The sequence below is a fragment of the Vibrio sp. 10N.286.49.E11 genome (assembly GCF_041469505.1).
Taxonomy (GTDB): domain Bacteria; phylum Pseudomonadota; class Gammaproteobacteria; order Enterobacterales; family Vibrionaceae; genus Vibrio; species Vibrio crassostreae_C.
In genome coordinates, this window is record NZ_JBFRKQ010000042.1 from 87,278 (window position 1) to 105,897 (window position 18,620).

1 protein-coding gene is annotated in these 18,620 nt (G+C 47.6%); it reads right to left on the reverse strand.

Annotated features, from left to right (window positions below; translation table 11 throughout):
• Nucleotides 1–26: 26 nt before the first annotated feature.
• Nucleotides 27–18,620 (reverse strand): tandem-95 repeat protein (locus AB4167_RS10105; protein WP_372136480.1); only part of this gene is annotated, 18,594 nt, incomplete at its 5' end.

Sequence of the window (18,620 nt, forward strand, 5' to 3'; positions counted from 1 at the left end):
TTTAGACTAAAACTAAGCTCTCTCGATTAAATCGAGCTTTGGTCGAAGTCGTTGCCTTGATCGGTTCCAGTTTGAGAATCTGAATCAAAGCTTCCAGAGTCATCCGTGAAGTCAACACCTTGATCTTGACCACCTGAACTTGTCCAGTCGCTGCCTCCAGATTCCATACCCGCCATGTCTGGTTGCTGCTCTTGAGTAGAACCTTGCATGGTGTATTGATCATCGACCTCAACCTCAACAGAACCGCTAGCACCGTCTATTGAACTACCCAATTCGTCGTAACCTTGGAATTGGATCTCGCTAGTACCTTCATAACCTTCTGGAAGTTCAACGGATACAGGCTGCTCTAGGTTGCCACTGATTGTGAAGCTACCATCACCGTTATCCAGTGCGTTGTTCACAGTAGCGCCCTCAGGTAAGCCAGACATATCAGCGTAATCAACCGATTCGTTACCACTCACCTCATCTGGAATCGAGATAGAGATGGTATCGCCCGGTGCCGCGGTTACATCTGCTGTGCTGCCTTCAGCTTCAGCATCTTGAGCTTGGTCATCAGCTTGTTGAGCCACTTCCACTTGTTGCTCTTCTGTTGCTTGAGCAGCTTGGACTTGTGGTTCATCACTTTGTACTGAATCATCTTCAACTTGGATGCTTAAGCTGTGACTTGATACTTCACCGCCGTCGTTAACTTCAACATTCATCGCTAAATTGCCATCGAAGTCTTCGTTCGGCCAGTAAGTCCACTCACCTTCACCTGATTCGGCAAAGAAGCCAGCATCGTTCGCGTCTGCAACATCAACAACTTGTGCAGAATCACTGACGCCTAACTCATCCACCAGCTGTGCATCCGTGATAGTTAGTGAACCATCATCAGCTAAGGTATAACCTTCGCTCGCCGCTGCTTCATCGCCACTTTGGATATCCACATTGAAGAAGCTTTCGATGCGATTTTCGCCATCGGTCGCTATAAACCCAACTTGAACATCGCCGGTGTAGTCTTCAGCAGGAGTGAATTGATAGTTACCTTGGTTATCGCTCTCAATTACGCCCTGACCTTCCATCAAGCTTACTGACTCAATGCTCAAGCTGTCGCCTTCTGCATCGCTCAGATTCGCTAACATGTCTTCATCAGTGAACGACAAGGTGGCATCCGCTGCGATTTCCGTCGTTGTGATGCTGTTAACTTCTGGTGCTGCATTCCCTTGCGAGTCACCTTCTTTCACGACTACGCCAGTTTGCTCATCATGAAGCACGCCATCTTTATCAACTACGTACGCAATGTCTGCTTCGCCCGTGAAGCCTGGTGCTGGTGTGAACGTCCAAGTGCCATCGCCATTATCGACAATCTCACCTTGGCTGCGGTCGGCAAGATGAACCAGTTTCACTTCATCATCGCTGTCTGCATCCACATTCTCAGCCAAACCAATTAGGTCGTCCGCCGTTAGGATGATGGAATCACCCGCCACAGTTTCGAAATCACCTGAATCGATACCATCATCAAACGCTTCCGGCTCATCTCCGTAATCAACCGTTGTTGCGCTTACGGTTACGAAGAACTCACCATGGAAGTCTTCAGGCGGCGTCATTTGAATGTTTGAGATATCCCAGTCGAACAGGTCGATGTATTGACCCGGCTCGGTGATCATCACGGTATTCACACCATCTGTTACCTCGAATCCAACAGGGAAACCTGTCATCACCAAGTTACTTAGTGTTTCTGAATCATCGACTAGGCCAACGTTCAGTCCCAAGTGACCCGTTTCATCTTCGCCGAAGACTAATGGACCGTCATGGTCAGTTGAAATAACCGCGCCATCTGCGACAGGACGTACGTACACAGGAACATCGAGAACCGTTTCGAACTCACCGTCACTCACGACAACTTGTAGGTCAGAAACACCCGCAAAGTCGCCTGTTGGTGTGAATGTCCAAGTACCATCACCGTTGTCTGTAACTTCTCCGCCATCTTCACCGTCTGCGGTGATAATGCGAGAAACAACAAGGTCTGCGGTATCAATGTCACCGAACAAGTTCATCAAGTCGCCAGCATCGAAGGTGAACGCGCCATCTTCGTCTGTGGTCATCATTGCGTTGCCGACATTGAATGGTGCGTCGTTAACCGGAATGACATCCACATTCAGCGAGCCATCAACCACTTCTTCACCGTCAGTAGCTTGATAACCGAGTTCTACTAAGCCATTAAAGTCTTGAGTAGTCACTAAGTGATACATGCCGTCTGGTTGCTGAGTTAAGGTCGCATTCGCTGGTGCTCGTACTGTGATGCTCTCAATGCTGATCTCGTCGCCATCAAGGTCTGTCACTTGACCCGCGATGTAAGCAGGGTCAATCACCATGACCACATCTTCTTCGCCTTGCATCTCAATCGTTGGCGCTTCAGGTGCATCATTCACTGGCGTAACATCGATGTTGCCGTCGACTGAAATTGTCTCTTGGCCATCGCTAACGTTAAACGTCATTGGCACATCGCCATTGAAGTTTTCGTTTGGTGTAAATGACCAAGTACCATCTTCGTTATCTAGCAACTCACCCAAGCTAGGGTCGATTTGTAGACCAGAAGCCGACAGCTCGTCTGCAGTGTTATCGATGTCGGTAGCTTGAGCTAACAACATGTCTTGTGTGATAAGAATGGTGCTGTCTTCGGCTGTGGTTAGTTTCACATCCTCAGATTCAGGTCCATCGTTCACAGCCAGAACTTCGATACCTGCCGTTGTTGTTGCCGTTGCACCGTCATCATCGGTCACGACCACATCTAGGCTGATATCACCATTAAAGTTCTCGTTTGGCGTGAAGGTCACAGACCCATTATCGTTTTGAACCAAGGTGCCGTCAGAGCCTGAGTAAGTCACGCTTTCAAGTGACACTTCACCATCAACGTCAGAGCTATTAGCAATTAACTGCTCAGGGCTGATTGTGATGGTGCCATCTTCGTTCATTTGGTAAGACGTAGAACCCGCTACCGGCGCATCGTTAACATCCGTTACCGTCACACCAATATTGGCATCGACTGTCTCAGTGCCATCAGTCACTGTGAAGCCTAGGTTGACATCGCCATTGAAGTTCTCGTTCGGAGCAAAGCTATAAGTGCCGTCACCGTTATCAGTGAACACACCTTCTGCGCCCGTGTAAGACACGTCAACGATAGACAAGTCATCGCCGTCAATGTCTGCAGCACCTGCTAGTAGGTCTGCATCCGTGAAGATTAGCGTTCCATCTTCCTCAACAGTAAAGTTTTGGTCTTCTGCTGTTGGTAGGTCATTGACTGGGTTAACCGTTAGGTCGACTCCAGCTTGAACAGTTTCAAGGCCATCTGACACATCGAATCTCAAATCAATGTCACCGTTGAAATCAGCATCCGGAGTGATAGTAAATGAACCATCTTCGTTCGCTGTTACGGTCGCATTGTCACCTGCAGATAGGTTGCTTGCGGTTAGTGCATCACCATCAACATCGGATGCGTTAGCCAGCAACTGCTCTTGAGATAGCGTAATTGAACCGTCTTCATCAACCGAGTAAGCCACGTTTCCGGTCACTGGTGCGTCGTTAACTGCAATAACTTCAATACCAGCGGTAGTCTGAGCCGTTGCACCGTCGTCATCAATAACCGTCACATCAAGGTTGATGTCGCCGTTAAAGTTTTCGTTTGGTGCGAACGTTACCGACCCATCTTCATTTTGAACCAAGATACCGTCTGCACCTGAGTAGCTCACGCTATCAAGCGACACTTCACCGTCCACATCGGAGCTATTAGCAATCAACTGCTCAGGGCTCAATGTGATGGTGCCATCTTCGTTCATTTGGTAAGACGTTGCGCCTGCCACTGGTGCATCGTTAACGTCTGTTACCGTTACGTCAATGTTAGCATCGACCGTCTCTGTACCGTCAGATACTGAGAAGTCTAGGCTTACGTCACCGTTGAAGTTCTCGTTCGGTGCAAAGGTGTAGGTTCCATCGCCATTGTCGGTAAACACACCCTCTGCGCCAGTGTAAGACACGTCGGCAACTGAAAGCTCATCACCATCAATATCAGAAGCACCTGCTAGCAGTTGCTCGTCCGTAAAGGTAAGCGAACCGTCTTCTTCAATGGTGTAAGCGACATCTTCTACAACTGCGATGTCATTCACTGGATTCACAGTAAGGTCAGCCGTTGCAACAACCGTTTCAGTACCATCAGAAAGGTCGAAGCTTAGGTCAATATCGCCATTAAAGTCAGCATCCGGGGTAATGGTAAATGAACCATCATCGTTTGCCGTAACGGTCGCGTTATCACCGGCGGTTAGGTTGGCAGCGGTAAGATCATCGCCGTCCACATCCGATGCTTGAGCAAGCAGCTGCTCTTGGCTTAGTGTGATTGAACCATCTTCATCCACTGAGTAAGCCAAGTCACCTGACACTGGCGCGTCGTTAACCGCGATAACTTCAATACCCGCAGTGGTTTCAGCCGTTGCACCCTCTTCATCAGCAACGGTGACATCTAGGCTGACATTGCCGTTGAAGTTTTCATTTGGTGCGAAGCTGTAAGTACCATCACCATTGTCAGTAAAGATACCGTCTGCGCCTGAGTAGGAAACGTCGCTAACGGATACATCACCTTCAATGTCTGAGCTGTTCGCAAGAAGCTGTGCTTCAGAGATGGTAATCACGTTATCTTCGTCAACGCTGTAGGTCGTTGAACCTGCAACTGGCAAGTCATTAACGGCAATGACGTCGATACCTGCGGTTGTTTCAGCGGTTGCGCCATCTTCATCCATAACAGAGACATCAAGACTGATGTCACCGTTAAAGTTTTCGTTTGGAGCAAAGGTGTAAGTACCATCACCATTATCAGTGAATACACCATCAGTGCCGCTGTAGCTTACATCGCTGACAAACACTTCCCCTTCAACGTCCGAGCTGTTCGCCAGAAGTTGTGCATCGCTTAGGGTAATACTGCCGTCTTCTTCAACGCTGTAAGAGGTTGTGCCTGTAACCGGTACGTCGTTGATTGGAACCACTTGAACATCAATATTCGCCGATACAACATCTGTACCATCACTCACATCGTAAGTTAGGTCGACATTACCATTGAAGTTCTCGTTTGGAGCAAAGGTATAAGTACCGTCGCCGTTATCCGTGAACACACCGTCTGTACCTTCGTAGTTAACCGACTCGACAGAAAGATCATCGCCGTCAATATCCGTTGCACCAGCCAATAGCTGTTCATCGGTAAAGGTCAGCGAACCATCTTCATTAATGGTGTAGTCGTGGTCGTAAATAACCGAAAGGTCGTTAACTGCTGTTACAGTAACGTCTAGTTCCGCAGGCGTAACCCCGCCGTTACCATCGTCCACGTTGTAACTAATCGAGAATTCACCATTGAAGTTCTCTTCCGGTGTAATGGTGTAAGTACCATCACCATTGTCAGTGATAAGAGCGTTCTCAATTGAAACATCTCCAACACTTGGTTCGTTACCACCCGTTTCACCAGAATCATCACCTTCCTCGCCGGTTAGCAATTCAGAGATATCAATGCCGTTTTCATTCGCAAGCGCTTCTTCTGCCGTTGGTAAATCAAACGCATTCTCGCTGCCTACATCTTGGCTTGGAACAATAACGCCATTCACGATATCAAATACATGCCAATGGTCACCTGATGGGTTATCAGATAAATCTGGGCTGAAGGTTTCAACCAATGTATCGCCTACAAACACCTGAACTTGTACATCTTCAACACCATCTACATCCCAACTTCTGCTGGTGTAGTTGTGTACTGAATAGTGCATGTCCGCATCTTGGTAGTTTGGAATGGTGATGGTTTCAGGGCCGCCACCATTTGTGTCATCTACATCTTGTTGAACAACGTTACCTTCACCAAGATCATGGCTCATGTCGCGATAGTAAATATGGTCTAGCTCATTGCCATTCTCTGTATCGTAGAGCCATAGGTGGTTGTCCATATCACGTGGACTGTCGCCCCATGTGACCACGATACGCATATCTGTTTCTTCAAGTACTTCCGATATTGCGGTTACGCCGCCATTCACATCTTCGCCCGCAGGGACTAGGAAGCTACTGGTAATTGAACCTTCTTGTTCAATGGTTACCGTGCCTTGGTCAACGACTGAACCTGTAACAGAGTAATTACCTGAATCATCCGTTACTGTGGTGTAGCTATTGCCAGCGCTGTCGGTCAGGGTGACTTCTGCACCAGACACTGGATTACTGGTTTCAGCGTCCAACACTGTACCGGTTACGGTTGTTTCATCGCCCTGTTCTCCAATAATTGCGGTCATGTCATCGTCTTCGATGTCAGTCGCGAATTGTAGGAGCTCTTCTTGAGTAATGGTGTATGAACCATCTTCTTCAATGGTTATCGCCACATCAGCAGAAACAATCGGTGCGTCGTTCACTGGGTCAACGGTTAAGCCTAAGTTAGCGGCAATTGGAGTGTCGCCATCGCTGATGCTGTAGGCAACATCGATGTAGCCATTGAAGTTTTCGCTTGGAGTGATTGAGAACGTGCCATCGCCATTGTCGACAATCGTTGCATCGTCACCCACTAAGGTTAAGTCGGAAGCGACAAGGTCGTCGCCCTCAATATCAGCGGCATTCGCAAGTAGCTGCTCCTGCGTGATAGTGATGACATGATCTTCATCAACGTTCGCGTAAACATCAGATGTCGTTGGCAAGTCATTGACTGGGTTTACCGTCAGATCGGCGTTCGCCACAATTGACTCAGTGCCGTCTGAAATATCAAAGCTTAGGTCGATATCGCCATTGAAGTTAGCATCTGGCGTTACCGTAAAGGTGCCATCGCCATTATCAACAACAGTTGCATTATCGCCTGCGCTTAGGTTGCTTGCGGTCAGGTCATCGCCATCCACATCAGATGCTTGAGATAGCAACTGCTCTTGAGTCAGAGTAATCGAACCATCTTCATCAATGCTGTATGCCAAGTCACCCGATACTGGTGGATCATTAATTGGAAGAACATCAATACTTGCGCTGGTGGCTACTGTCGCACCGTCTTCATCTGTCACCACTACATCGAGGCTAACATCGCCATCGAAGTTTGCGTTCGGTGCAAAGCTGAATGTGCCGTTGCCGTTGTCAGTAAAGATACCGTCAGCGCCTGTGTAAGTAACACTATCAATCGCCACTTCACCTTCAATATCAGAAGAGTTCGCCAACAGTTGCTCTGCACTGATGGTGATAACTTCATCTTCGTTGACTGAGTAACTGGTTGAGCCTGCGATTGGCGGATCGTTCACCTCAAGTACAGTGATTCCCGCGGTAGTCGCTTCTGTTGCCCCTTCTTCATCGGTAACAACAACCGCTAAACTCACATCACCATTGAAGTTCTCGTTTGGCGAGAAGGTGTAAGTACCGTCACCGTTGTCTTCGAACACACCATCACTGCCAGTATAAGTCACGCTATCAATCGCAACCTCACCTTCAATATCTGAAGAGTTGGCTAATAGCTGTTCGTTACTGATCGTGATTGAGTTATCTTCATGCACAGTGTAAGACGTACTACCCGCTACAGGTGGATCGTTCTCAGGCGTCACGCTCACATCAATGTTGGCTTGAACCGTATCCGTGCCATCTGACACATCAAAGCTGAAGTTCACATCACCATTGAAGTTCTCGTTTGGCGCAAAGCTGTAGCTTCCGTCACCATTGTCGGTAAGCACACCATCAGCACCCGTGTATGTCACACCTTCGACTGTTAGGTCGTCACCTTCTACATCCGTTGCTCCCGTTAACAGGTCAGCGTCAGTGAAGTTAAGAACCCCATCTTCACCAATAGTGAATACTTGATCTTGTGGCTCTGGCGCATCATTGACAGGTGTTACCGTCAAGTCTAGGCCAGCAGCGACCATGTCCTCTCCATCGGTGACATCGTAACTAAATTCGATATTACCGTTGAAGTTTTCACTCGGTGTAATGGTGAAACTGCCATCGTCGTTCATTTGAACGGTCGCATTTTCATCATTGGTGGTTAGGTTGATTGCTGATAGGTCATCACCATCAATGTCGACAGCGTGCTCTAGCAACTGCTCTTGAGTTAGCGTGATGCTATTATCTTCTGCCGTAACGGCACTGATATCACCGTCAACTTCTGGAGCATCGTTCGCTGGCGAGATGTGAATCGTCACATCTTGTGTTGCCGTTGCGGTGGTGCCCGTATCAACATCAGTCGACGTCGCATTCACCGTTAGAACCACATCACCATTGAAGTCACCTGAAGGGATAAACTCTAGCCCTTCTAGCTCACCTGGTTGCAATGACCATGTGCCATCACCGTTATCGGTACCTGCAGAAAGCGAACTGCCTTCTGGCACGTCTTCAATCAAGATAGCAAGGTTTTCTGAGCCATCGGTATCGGTTAGAGCGGCATCAATATCGAGTGGTACAGGTGTGTCTTCAGTACCAATGATTTGGTATTCCGCGTCAGACACTGTGATTTCGATGTTGTCGATACCAAACGACTCGTCATTGACGCTTTGATTCAGGGTTGAACCAAAGCCTAATTCAAGTTGACCGTCTTCAACAGGTACCGTTAAGTTGATTTGGTGCGCTTGGTCGTTCCAACCACTGAAACCTTCACCTTGCGATACGCCATGAACGACTTCACCGACTTCATTGCCCGCTGAATCGTACAACGTTGTCGTGCCATCTTCGGTACGGAACGCAGAGTTATCTAACGAGGTAAGCTCTTCGCCACCAACAAAGATTTGGAACGACTCACCATCCCAAGAGTCAATTTCATAGAAGCTGAACGAGATATTAACTTCGCTCACATCACTTGGAATGTCGTAAGTTTTGCTTACGGCCTCCTCGCCACCAGTGCCACCAATACGACCTAGCATGTCGCCAGATTCGAAGCCTTGTGAGCTTTCAGTACCGGTATTCCAGCCGTTTGAGCCAGACTCGAAGTTGTCTGAAGCAATCACTAGGTCAGAAGCAATCGACAGCTCTGGCATATCAACCACAGACTGAACATCAATCGTCGCTTCTGCTGGTACTGTCGCGGTACCGTCATTCACGTCGAACGTCACATTCACATTACCGTCGAAGTTTTCATTCGGTGCGAATGTGTAAGTGCCGTCGCCGTTATCAACCAAAGTACCGCTATCTGAAGCCACATTTTCAACCGATAAGTTATCGCCATCAATGTCGCCCGCATTTTGCAGCAGTTGCTCTCCTGTGAAGGTGAAGCTGGTGTCTTCTTGAGTCACAAATTGTGGCTCACCGACTGTTGGCAAGTCATTAACTGGGTTAACCGTTAGGTCAGCCGTTGCTTGAAGCGTCGCATCACCATCGGTAATGTCGAAGTTCAAATCAATGTCGCCATTGAAGTTAGCATCTGGCGTGATAGTGAAACTACCATCATCGTTTGCTGTAACTGTCGCATCACCACCAACGGTTAGGTTAGCCGCTGTTAAGTCATCGCCATCCACGTCACTCGCTTGAGCAAGTAATTGCTCTTGGCTCAAGGTAATTGAACCATCTTCGTCCACGCTGTACGCCAAGTCGCCCGATACCGGAGCATCGTTAACAGGCAGAACATCTATGCTTGCGTTGGTCGCTACGGTTGCGCCTTCTTCATCAGTAACGACAACATCAAGGCTTACATCGCCATCGAAGTTAGCGTTAGGTGCAAAGCTGAATGTTCCGTCACCATTGTCGGTAAAGATACCGTCTGAACCTGTGTAGTTAACGCTATCAATCGCCACTTCACCTTCGATATCAGAAGCGTTCGCCAACAGTTGCTCTGAACTGATGGTGATAACTTCGTCCTCGTTGACTGAGTAGCTCGTTGAGCCTGCGATTGGTGGATCGTTCACCTCAAGTACAGTAATACCGGCGGTGGTCGCTTCAGTTGCGCCCTCTTCGTCGGTAACAACAACATCAAGGCTAACTTCGCCGTTGAAGTTTTCGTTTGGAGAGAAGGTATAAGTACCGTCACCGTTGTCTTCAAAGACACCGTCAGCGCCAGTGTAAGTCACGCTGTCAACGGCCACATCACCTTCAATGTCCGAAGAGTTAGCAAGCAACTGTTCGTCGCTGATAGTAATGGAGTTGTCTTCATGAACGGTGTAAGACGTGCTACCTGCAACCGGTGGATCGTTCTCTGGTGTCACGCTGACATCAATGTTGGCTTGAACTGTATCCGTGCCATCTGACACATCAAAGCTAAAGCTCACATCACCATTGAAGTTTTCGTTTGGCGCAAAGCTGTAGCTTCCGTCGCCATTATCAGTAAGAACACCATCCGCACCTGTGTAAGTAACGCCTTCAACCGATAGGTCATCCCCATCAATGTCAGTCGCACCTGTCAGCAAGTCTTCATCAGTGAAGTTCAAGATGCCATCTTCACCGATGCTGAACGTTTGGTCTTGTGGTTGTGGAAGGTCATTAACTGGGTTAACGGTTAGGTCAGCCGTCGCAACCAGCGTATCTGTACCATCACTAATGTCGAACGTTAGGTCAATGTCACCATTGAAGTTCGCATCCGGCGTAATGGTAAAGCTGCCGTCATCATTAGCAACAACCGTCGCGTCCCCATCAACAATCAAGTTAGAAGCAGTAAGGTCGTCGCCATCAACATCACTCGCTTGAGAAAGAAGCTGCTCTTGGCTCAAGGTAATCGAACCGTCTTCCTCAACACTGTATGCCAGGTCGCCTGATACTGGTACGTCATTGATTGGTAATACATCAACCGTAATAAACGTATCAACTTGAGCGCCGTCTTCATCTTGAATGGTCACATCCAACTGCACTTGGCCGTTGAAGTTTTCATTCGGAGCGAAGCTACATGTACCGTCACCATTGATTGAGAAGATACCGTCTGGACCGTCGTAGTTAATCTCAACAAGCTCAACATCACCTTCAATATCAGAAGCGTTAAGCAGAACTTGAGACTCATTGAAAGTCAGTACTGAATCTTCATCAATGGTGTATGACGTTGGGCCAGCAACTGGCGGATCGTTCACCTCAAGGACAGTAATACCCGCCGTTGTTGCTTCGGTCGCGCCATCTTCGTCGGTCACGACAACATCTAGGCTAACTTCGCCATTAAAGTTCTCGTTTGGCGAGAAGGTGTATGTACCGTCACCGTTGATTTCCAGAACACCGTCGCTACCACTGTAAGTCACGTTATCAATTGCGACTTCGCCTTCGATATCCGAAGAGTTCGCTAGCAGTTGTTCGTTACTGATCGTAATAGAGTTGTCTTCATGAACCGTGTAAGACGTGCTACCAGCAACCGGTGGATCATTCTCTGGCGTCACGTTCACATCAATGTTGGCGGTTACCGTATCGGTACCATCTGATACATTGAACGAGAAGTTCACATCACCATTGAAGTTTTCATTCGGCGCGAAGCTGTATGTGCCATCGCCATTGTCGGTTAGGACACCGTCTGTGCCAGTGTACGTTACACCTTCAACACTTAGGTCGTCCCCTTCAATGTCCGTCGCACCTGTTAATAGGTCTTGGTCATTGAACGTTAACACGCCATCTTCGCCGACTGTGAATGTCTGGTCTTGTGCTTCTGGACCATCGTTCACTGGTGAAACCGTTAGCTCTAGGTTGGTAGAGACAACATCATCACCATCAGACACATCAAACGTAAAGTTAACATCGCCATTGAAGTCAGCATCTGGCGTTAATGTGTACGTACCATCACCGTTATCGGTGATAGTTACGCTCTCATCATCGGTTGCTAAATTCAGAGCCGTCAGCTGGTCGCCATCGAGATCACGAGCATTAGCTAACAAGTCTTCTTGCGTAATGGTGATAGAACCATCTTCTTCTACTGTTGCTGCAACAGGCAGCGCTTCAGGTGCGTGCTCAATGTGCGCGCCTGTCGCGTTAATGTAGATGGTTTGAGAGACCGTTTCAGAATCATCATTCGATAGCTCTGTTGCGGTTGCCGTTACATGAACTTCAAGCTGTTCGTTGAAGTCTTCTGGGAACTGGATTTGTAGTGAATTTTCGATAGCCGTTGTCGGTAAGCTCACCGTACCATCAGGGCCAACCGTTACTTCACCGCTGTAGATTTGGCTGTTCACTTCACCCACATCGATTGTGAAGTTGAAATCTGTGTAGTCAGCATCACCGCCGCCATACAAATCTTCAAAGCCGTAAACCAGCTCGCCGTCTTCATTAACCGTCGTGCGAGTATGTTCGATACCATCTTGGTTTAGCTGAGAGCTTGAACCACCATGGAAGATCGCGTCACCATTCTGGCCTTGAACCACGGTTTCGGTTCCATCAGCGGCAACAAATACAAGTTGAGGATCAACCGTATCCATGTTCGCAGGCGAACCATCCTCAGCACGGAACTCGTACTGACCGTCTTGCATCGCATCAAAGTCATTGTGCTGATGTCCGTTTGGAATTAAGAACAGGTTAAAGCTTTCGCCTTCCGCAACTTGGAAGCTGAACTGTTCTTGCCCAGGAACAAGGTCACCACCACCATCGACTTGTGAGGCATTCTCGTAGACGATTTCAACGCCCGTGATGTTGCCGTCTTCGTCAACTTTGTAGTAACCCGCTGTGTTTTCGTAACCAGCCGTCTCACCCTCAAATGTGACTGTGATTTCAGTATCGTTGTAACTGGTGATACCGTTGTCTTGGTTATTGATTACCCCTTCGTTGTCGTAGGTAATCACTGAGCCTTCAGGCACACCATCAACCGTTACCGTCAGTGTTTCTGATAGATCTTGGTCTACTAGCGCAGCCGCAATATTAAGCTCAACAATGCCGCCTGGCTCAACCAGAATTGCTTCATCATCAACGTTGACACCATCGCCATCCGTGATCACTAAGTCAGGCGCATCAGCTACGGCTTCAATGTGAACATTGATGTCTTGTTCAACTTCATCCGTACCGTCTGTCACCGTAAAGCTGAACTGTAGGTCACCACTGAAGTGCTCTTCAGGAACGAAGCTGAACGTGCCGTCACCATTGTCAGTGACTGTGCCTTCATCGCCAGAGTAATTGATGCTAGTAACGCTTAGGTCATCGCCATCAATATCAATCGCACCACTCAAAAGATCTTCTTGAGTGAACAGGATGCTGCCATCCTCTTCAATGTGGTACAGGCCTGGAGCAACAATTGGAATGTCATTCACCGGATTAACGGTCAATGTCATGTCATTCGACGTGCTCAGCTCACCGTCGCTCACCTCATAAGTGAATGCAATATCACCGTTGAAGTTTTCAGAAGGAGTCACTGTGTACGTGCCATCACCGTTGTCGACAATGCTAGCGTTCGGATCATTGGTTTCAAGCGAAGTAGCAAATAGCTCATCGCCATCTTGGTCGCTCGCGTTCTCCAGTAGCATTTCTTGTGTAACGAGGATTGAACCATCTTCGTCGACATCAGCCACCATTGGCGTCGCTTCTGGCGCATCATTGACGAACTCAACTTTTAGGTCGATGTTTGCGGCAACCACATCAGTGCCATCGCTCACATCAAACGCTAAGTCAACATTACCGAAGAAGCCTTGCTCTGGTGTTAATGTGTATGTTCCGTCGCCATTGTCTGTGACTTCTACCGTGTCGCTTGCACTCGTCACATTCACAACTGACAGTTCATCACCTTCAACGTCTGTCGCTTGTGCCAGTAACTCAGCTTCGGTAATAGTAATCGCTTGACCATCTTCCGTAGTAAAAGACATGTCAGGCACGTCTGGCGCATCATTGATTGGATTTACGGTTAGGTTGAGGTCAGCCGCAACAGTTTCGATCGCGTCAGTGACATCATAAGTAAACTCAATCTCACCAAAGAAATCTGCACTTGGTGTAATAGTGAAGCTACCGTCTGGGTTTTCTACAACAACCGCATTTGGATCGTTGGTCGCTAAGTTAACGGCTTCAAGGTTGTCGCCATCGACATCCGTCGCATTCGCTAACAGATCCTCTTGAGTGATAGTGATTGAACCATCTTCATCAACAGCGGCTTCAATTGGACCACCAACCTCTGGGCCTTCATTGACAATTTCAACGTCAACTCTTGCTGTACTTGGTGCACTTGCTTGGCCATCACTGATATCGAAAGTCAGATTCACTTCACCGTAGAAGTCTTCTGCAGGTTCGAAGGTAAAGGTATTATCACCGTTATCCGTTAACGTACCTTGCGTTTGGTCTGCAAGTAATAGGTTTTCGACATGAAGAATGTCGCCATCAACATCGGTCGCACCAGACAATAGGTCTTTCGCTTCGATGATCATGGAGCCGTTTTCAAGCACTTGGGTGTGCAATGGTTCACCCGGAACCGGCACATCATTGACTGGTACGACCGTTAGGTCTAGATGCGTTGCAACTTCATCAGTTCCATCAAACACCTTGTAGTCGATGTCGATTTCACCATTGAAGTTTTCATTCGGCATGAAGGTAAACGTACCATCGCCGTTATCAACTAGCTCACCGTTATCACCACCGTAAGTGATGTCAGAAATAGACAGCGTATCGCCTTCCACATCTGTGGTGTTCGCTAGCAAGTCATCTGCACTGAACGTGATACCTTCATCTTCATCTGTCGATAGAACAATCGGGCCAGAAACGATTGGCGCATCATTTACTGATTCGAAATTGATATTGATGATATTGCTGTCTGTCAGCTCACCATCGGTAACTTGGTAACCAAGTTCGATTTCACCATGGAAGTTTTCATCCGGTGTTACCGTCCAAGTGCCATCACCATTATCGGTGAGTGTTGCATGCTCTGAGTTTTCACCCACTAGCTCTAGATTTTCAATATCAAGGTCGTCGCCATCAATATCAGATGCTTGCGCCAGTAGTTGCTCTTCGGTAATCACAACCGAAGCAAACTGGGCAGAACCATCGGTATCGACAGTAATATTCGGAAGATCAGCCGTTAACTCGATTTCGTTGTCACCCGCATGGATATTCAACTCAACCGTTTCAGTAATCTCTGAACCATCTACACCAATCGATGTAAACACCGCTTCATCATGACAAGTTTGTGACACTGTCATGTTTTGAACCACGTAAGTACCATTACCTTGCACGGTACCAAGCTCAAAGTAGGACACTGGTTGATCAACCGTTAGCGTGTAATCTGTCTCGAAAGTACCACGGTCTTCTTTGTGGTAAGTCATCGAGTCAATTAGGTCGCCTTCCTCATTGAACGCTTTGATTTCTACTTCTGTAAAGTGACGAGACTCTTCCATGAACCAGCCACCCAAACCATCTAGGTGGAAACTGATTTCATTGATGTCTTGACCTTCAACTGAAACCGTCAGTTTCTCATCACCACTTAAGCCTTGGCGGTCAGTATCACCGATACCATGACCAATGTGGGTGTTGCCATTCCAGGCACCAAGAGGGTCATCGTTACTTTGAACAGTTACCGTTAAGTCACCATCTGAGAACTCACGCGTATAAGGGTCAACTTCTGTACCCCAATCATCCACACTCGCGTTATCGTCAAACGTACCGATTTGTGTGGTGTGTGTACCTTCAGCAAGAGCATCTTCACTTGGAACAAAGCGCACTTCGGTATCTGCAGGAACTTCTTGTCCTACTTCCAGTACCACCCATTCGTCATTCACATTTGCTTCAATGATGCCGTTTTCTGGCGCTTGGTCTAAACGTAGTGCTGGTTCTTCACGAAGTGTCACACCAACTGTTTGGTCTTCTTGCGCTTGGATGAAGATTTCATCGCCCGCTTCTGGCGCATCGTTGACAGGGTTAACCGTCAAGTCGAGTGTCGTCAGAACTTCATTCTCACCATCACTGATGCTGTATGTGAAGTCCAACTCGCCATTGAAGTTTTCTGTGTGCGTAATAGTAAATGAACCATCGTCATTAGTAACAATTGTCGCATCTGGATCGTTGGTTTGTAGGTTAGATGCCGTTAACTCATCACCTTCAACATCGGTCGCATTAGCGAGTAACTGCTCTTGAGTAATGGTGATTGAATTATCTTCATCGACTTCAGCCTGAATGCCCGAAGTTTCAGGTCCATCATTCACAGCAATAACATCGATGCCAGCGGTTGTGGTTGCGGTTGCACCGTCTTCGTCAACGACAACAACGTCTAGTGAAATATCACCATCGAAGTTTTCATTTGGCGTAAAGGTGTAAGTACCATTGCCATTATCAACAAAAGAGCCGTCATCACCGGAGTACGATACTCCAGACAGTGAAACATCACCTTCTACATCGGAAGAGTTTGCCAATAATTGCTCATCACTGATCGTGATTTGGCCATCTTCTTGAACTGTGTACGATGTTGAGCCCGCTACTGGTGGGTCATTCTCAGGCGTTACGCTGACATCAATAACAGCTGATGTTGAATCAGTACCGTCAGAGACATCGAATGAGAATTGAACATCACCATTGAAGTTCTCGTTTGGAGCAAAGCTATATGTGCCGTCGCCATTATCGCTAAGAACACCATCTGCACCAGTGTAGAGCACGTTTTCAATCGACAGTTCATCACCATCAATATCCGACGCACCTGCAAGCAGGTCAGCATCGGTGAAGAGTAACGTACCGTCTTCTTCAATCGTGAACTGTTGATCTTGCGCTTGTGGCAAGTCATTAACCGGATTCACGGTAATGTCTAGGCCAACTTGAACTGAACCACCATCGTTATCGATGATATCGAAGTTCAGATCTAGGTCACCGTTGTAATCTGCGTTCGGTGTGATGGTGTAGCTGCCATCATCATTGTGTTGGATGGTCGCATTTTCATCAGTAGATAGATTGATAGCTTCTAAGTTATCGCTATCGATATCACCTGCTCTTGCTAGCAATTGCTCTTGGCTTAGCGTGATGGAGCTATCTTCATTGATGGTGTAAGCCAAATCGCCCGATACTGGCGCATCATTGATTGGCAATACATCAACGTTAATGTGTGTTTCAACCGTTGCGCCATCTTCATCTTGAATGGTCACACCCAGTTGAACCTGACCATTGAAGTTTTCGTTGGGTGCAAAGCTGCATGTACCATCACCATTTACAGTGAAGATACCGTCAGAGCCATCGTAGTTAATGCCAACAAGTTCTACATCGCCTTCGATATCCGAAGCATTCACAAGAATCTGAGATTCACTGAACGTCAGAACCGAATCTTCGTCAATGGTGTATGACGTTGGACCCGCAACTGGTGGATCGTTCACTTCAAGAACGGTAATACCTGCTGTGGTTTCATCAATTGCACCTTCTTCATCTGCAACAATCACATCAAGGCTGATATCACCGCTGAAGTTTTCATTAGGAAGGAAGGTATAGCTGCCATCGCCGTTATCTTGGAACACACCATCAGTGCCACTGTAAGTCACAGTATCAACCGACACCGCACCTTCAATATCCGAAGAGTTAGCTAGCAACTGTTCATCAGAAATTGTGATGGCATTGTCTTCATTGACCATGTATGAGGTTGAACCCGCAACTGGCGGATCGTTCTCAGGAGTCACACTCACATCAATGTTAGCGCTGACTGTTTCTGTGCCATCAGACACATCGAAACTGAAGTTCACATCGCCATTGAAGTTCTCGTTTGGCGCAAAGGTATAAGTACCATCACCGTGGTCGGTCAGTACGCCATCACCACCTGTATAGCTAATACCTTCAACGGTTAAGTCGTCGCCATCAATATCGGTGGCACCGGTAAGTAAGTCGGCGTCTGTAAATTGAAGCGTACCGTCTTCTGCGATACTGAATTGTTGGTCTTGAGGAACCGGCAAGTCATTAACTGGGTTAACAGTAAGATCGGCGGTTGCTTGAACCGTGTCAGTACCGTCAGTGATGTTGAATTGAATATCAATGTCACCATTGAAGTTCGCATCTGGTGTGATGGTGAAACTGCCGTCATCGTTAGCTACAACCGTCGCATCACCACCAACTGTTAAGTCACTTGCGGTTAGATCTTCGCCTTCTACATCGGACGCTTGAGACAACAGCTGATCTTGGCTCAGTGTGATTGAACCATCTTCGTTAACGTTGTAAGCCAAATCACCAGACACTGGCGCATCATTGATTGGTAATACGTCAACATTGATGACGGTTTCCACTTCTGCACCATCTTCATCACGAATGGTGACATCAAGCTGAACTTGGCCATTAAAGTTCTCATTTGGAGCGAAGCTGCAAGTGCCGTCACCATTTACTGAGAAGATACCCTCAGGGCCATCGTAGCTAATACCAACAAGCTCAACATCCCCTTCTACATCTGAGGCGTTAAGCAACACTTGAGACTCACTGAAGGTAAGTACTGAGTCTTCATCAATGGTGTAAGACGTAGGGCCTGCAACCGGCGGATCGTTCACTTCAAGAACATTGATGCCCGCGGTCGTTGAGTCGGTCGCACCATCTTCATCAGCAACAACCACATCCAGTGCAATTTCACCGCTGAAGTTCTCATTTGGCGAGAAGGTGTAAGTGCCGTTACCATTGATTTCGAGGACACCGTCGCTACCAGAGTAAGTCACGCTGTCTATCGATACATCACCTTCAATATCTGAAGATGTTGCCAATAGTTGTGCATCAGAAATGGTAATCGAATTATCTTCATTCACCGTGTAGGACGTTGAGCCCGCAACAGGCGGATCGTTCTCAGGAGTCACGCTAACATCAAT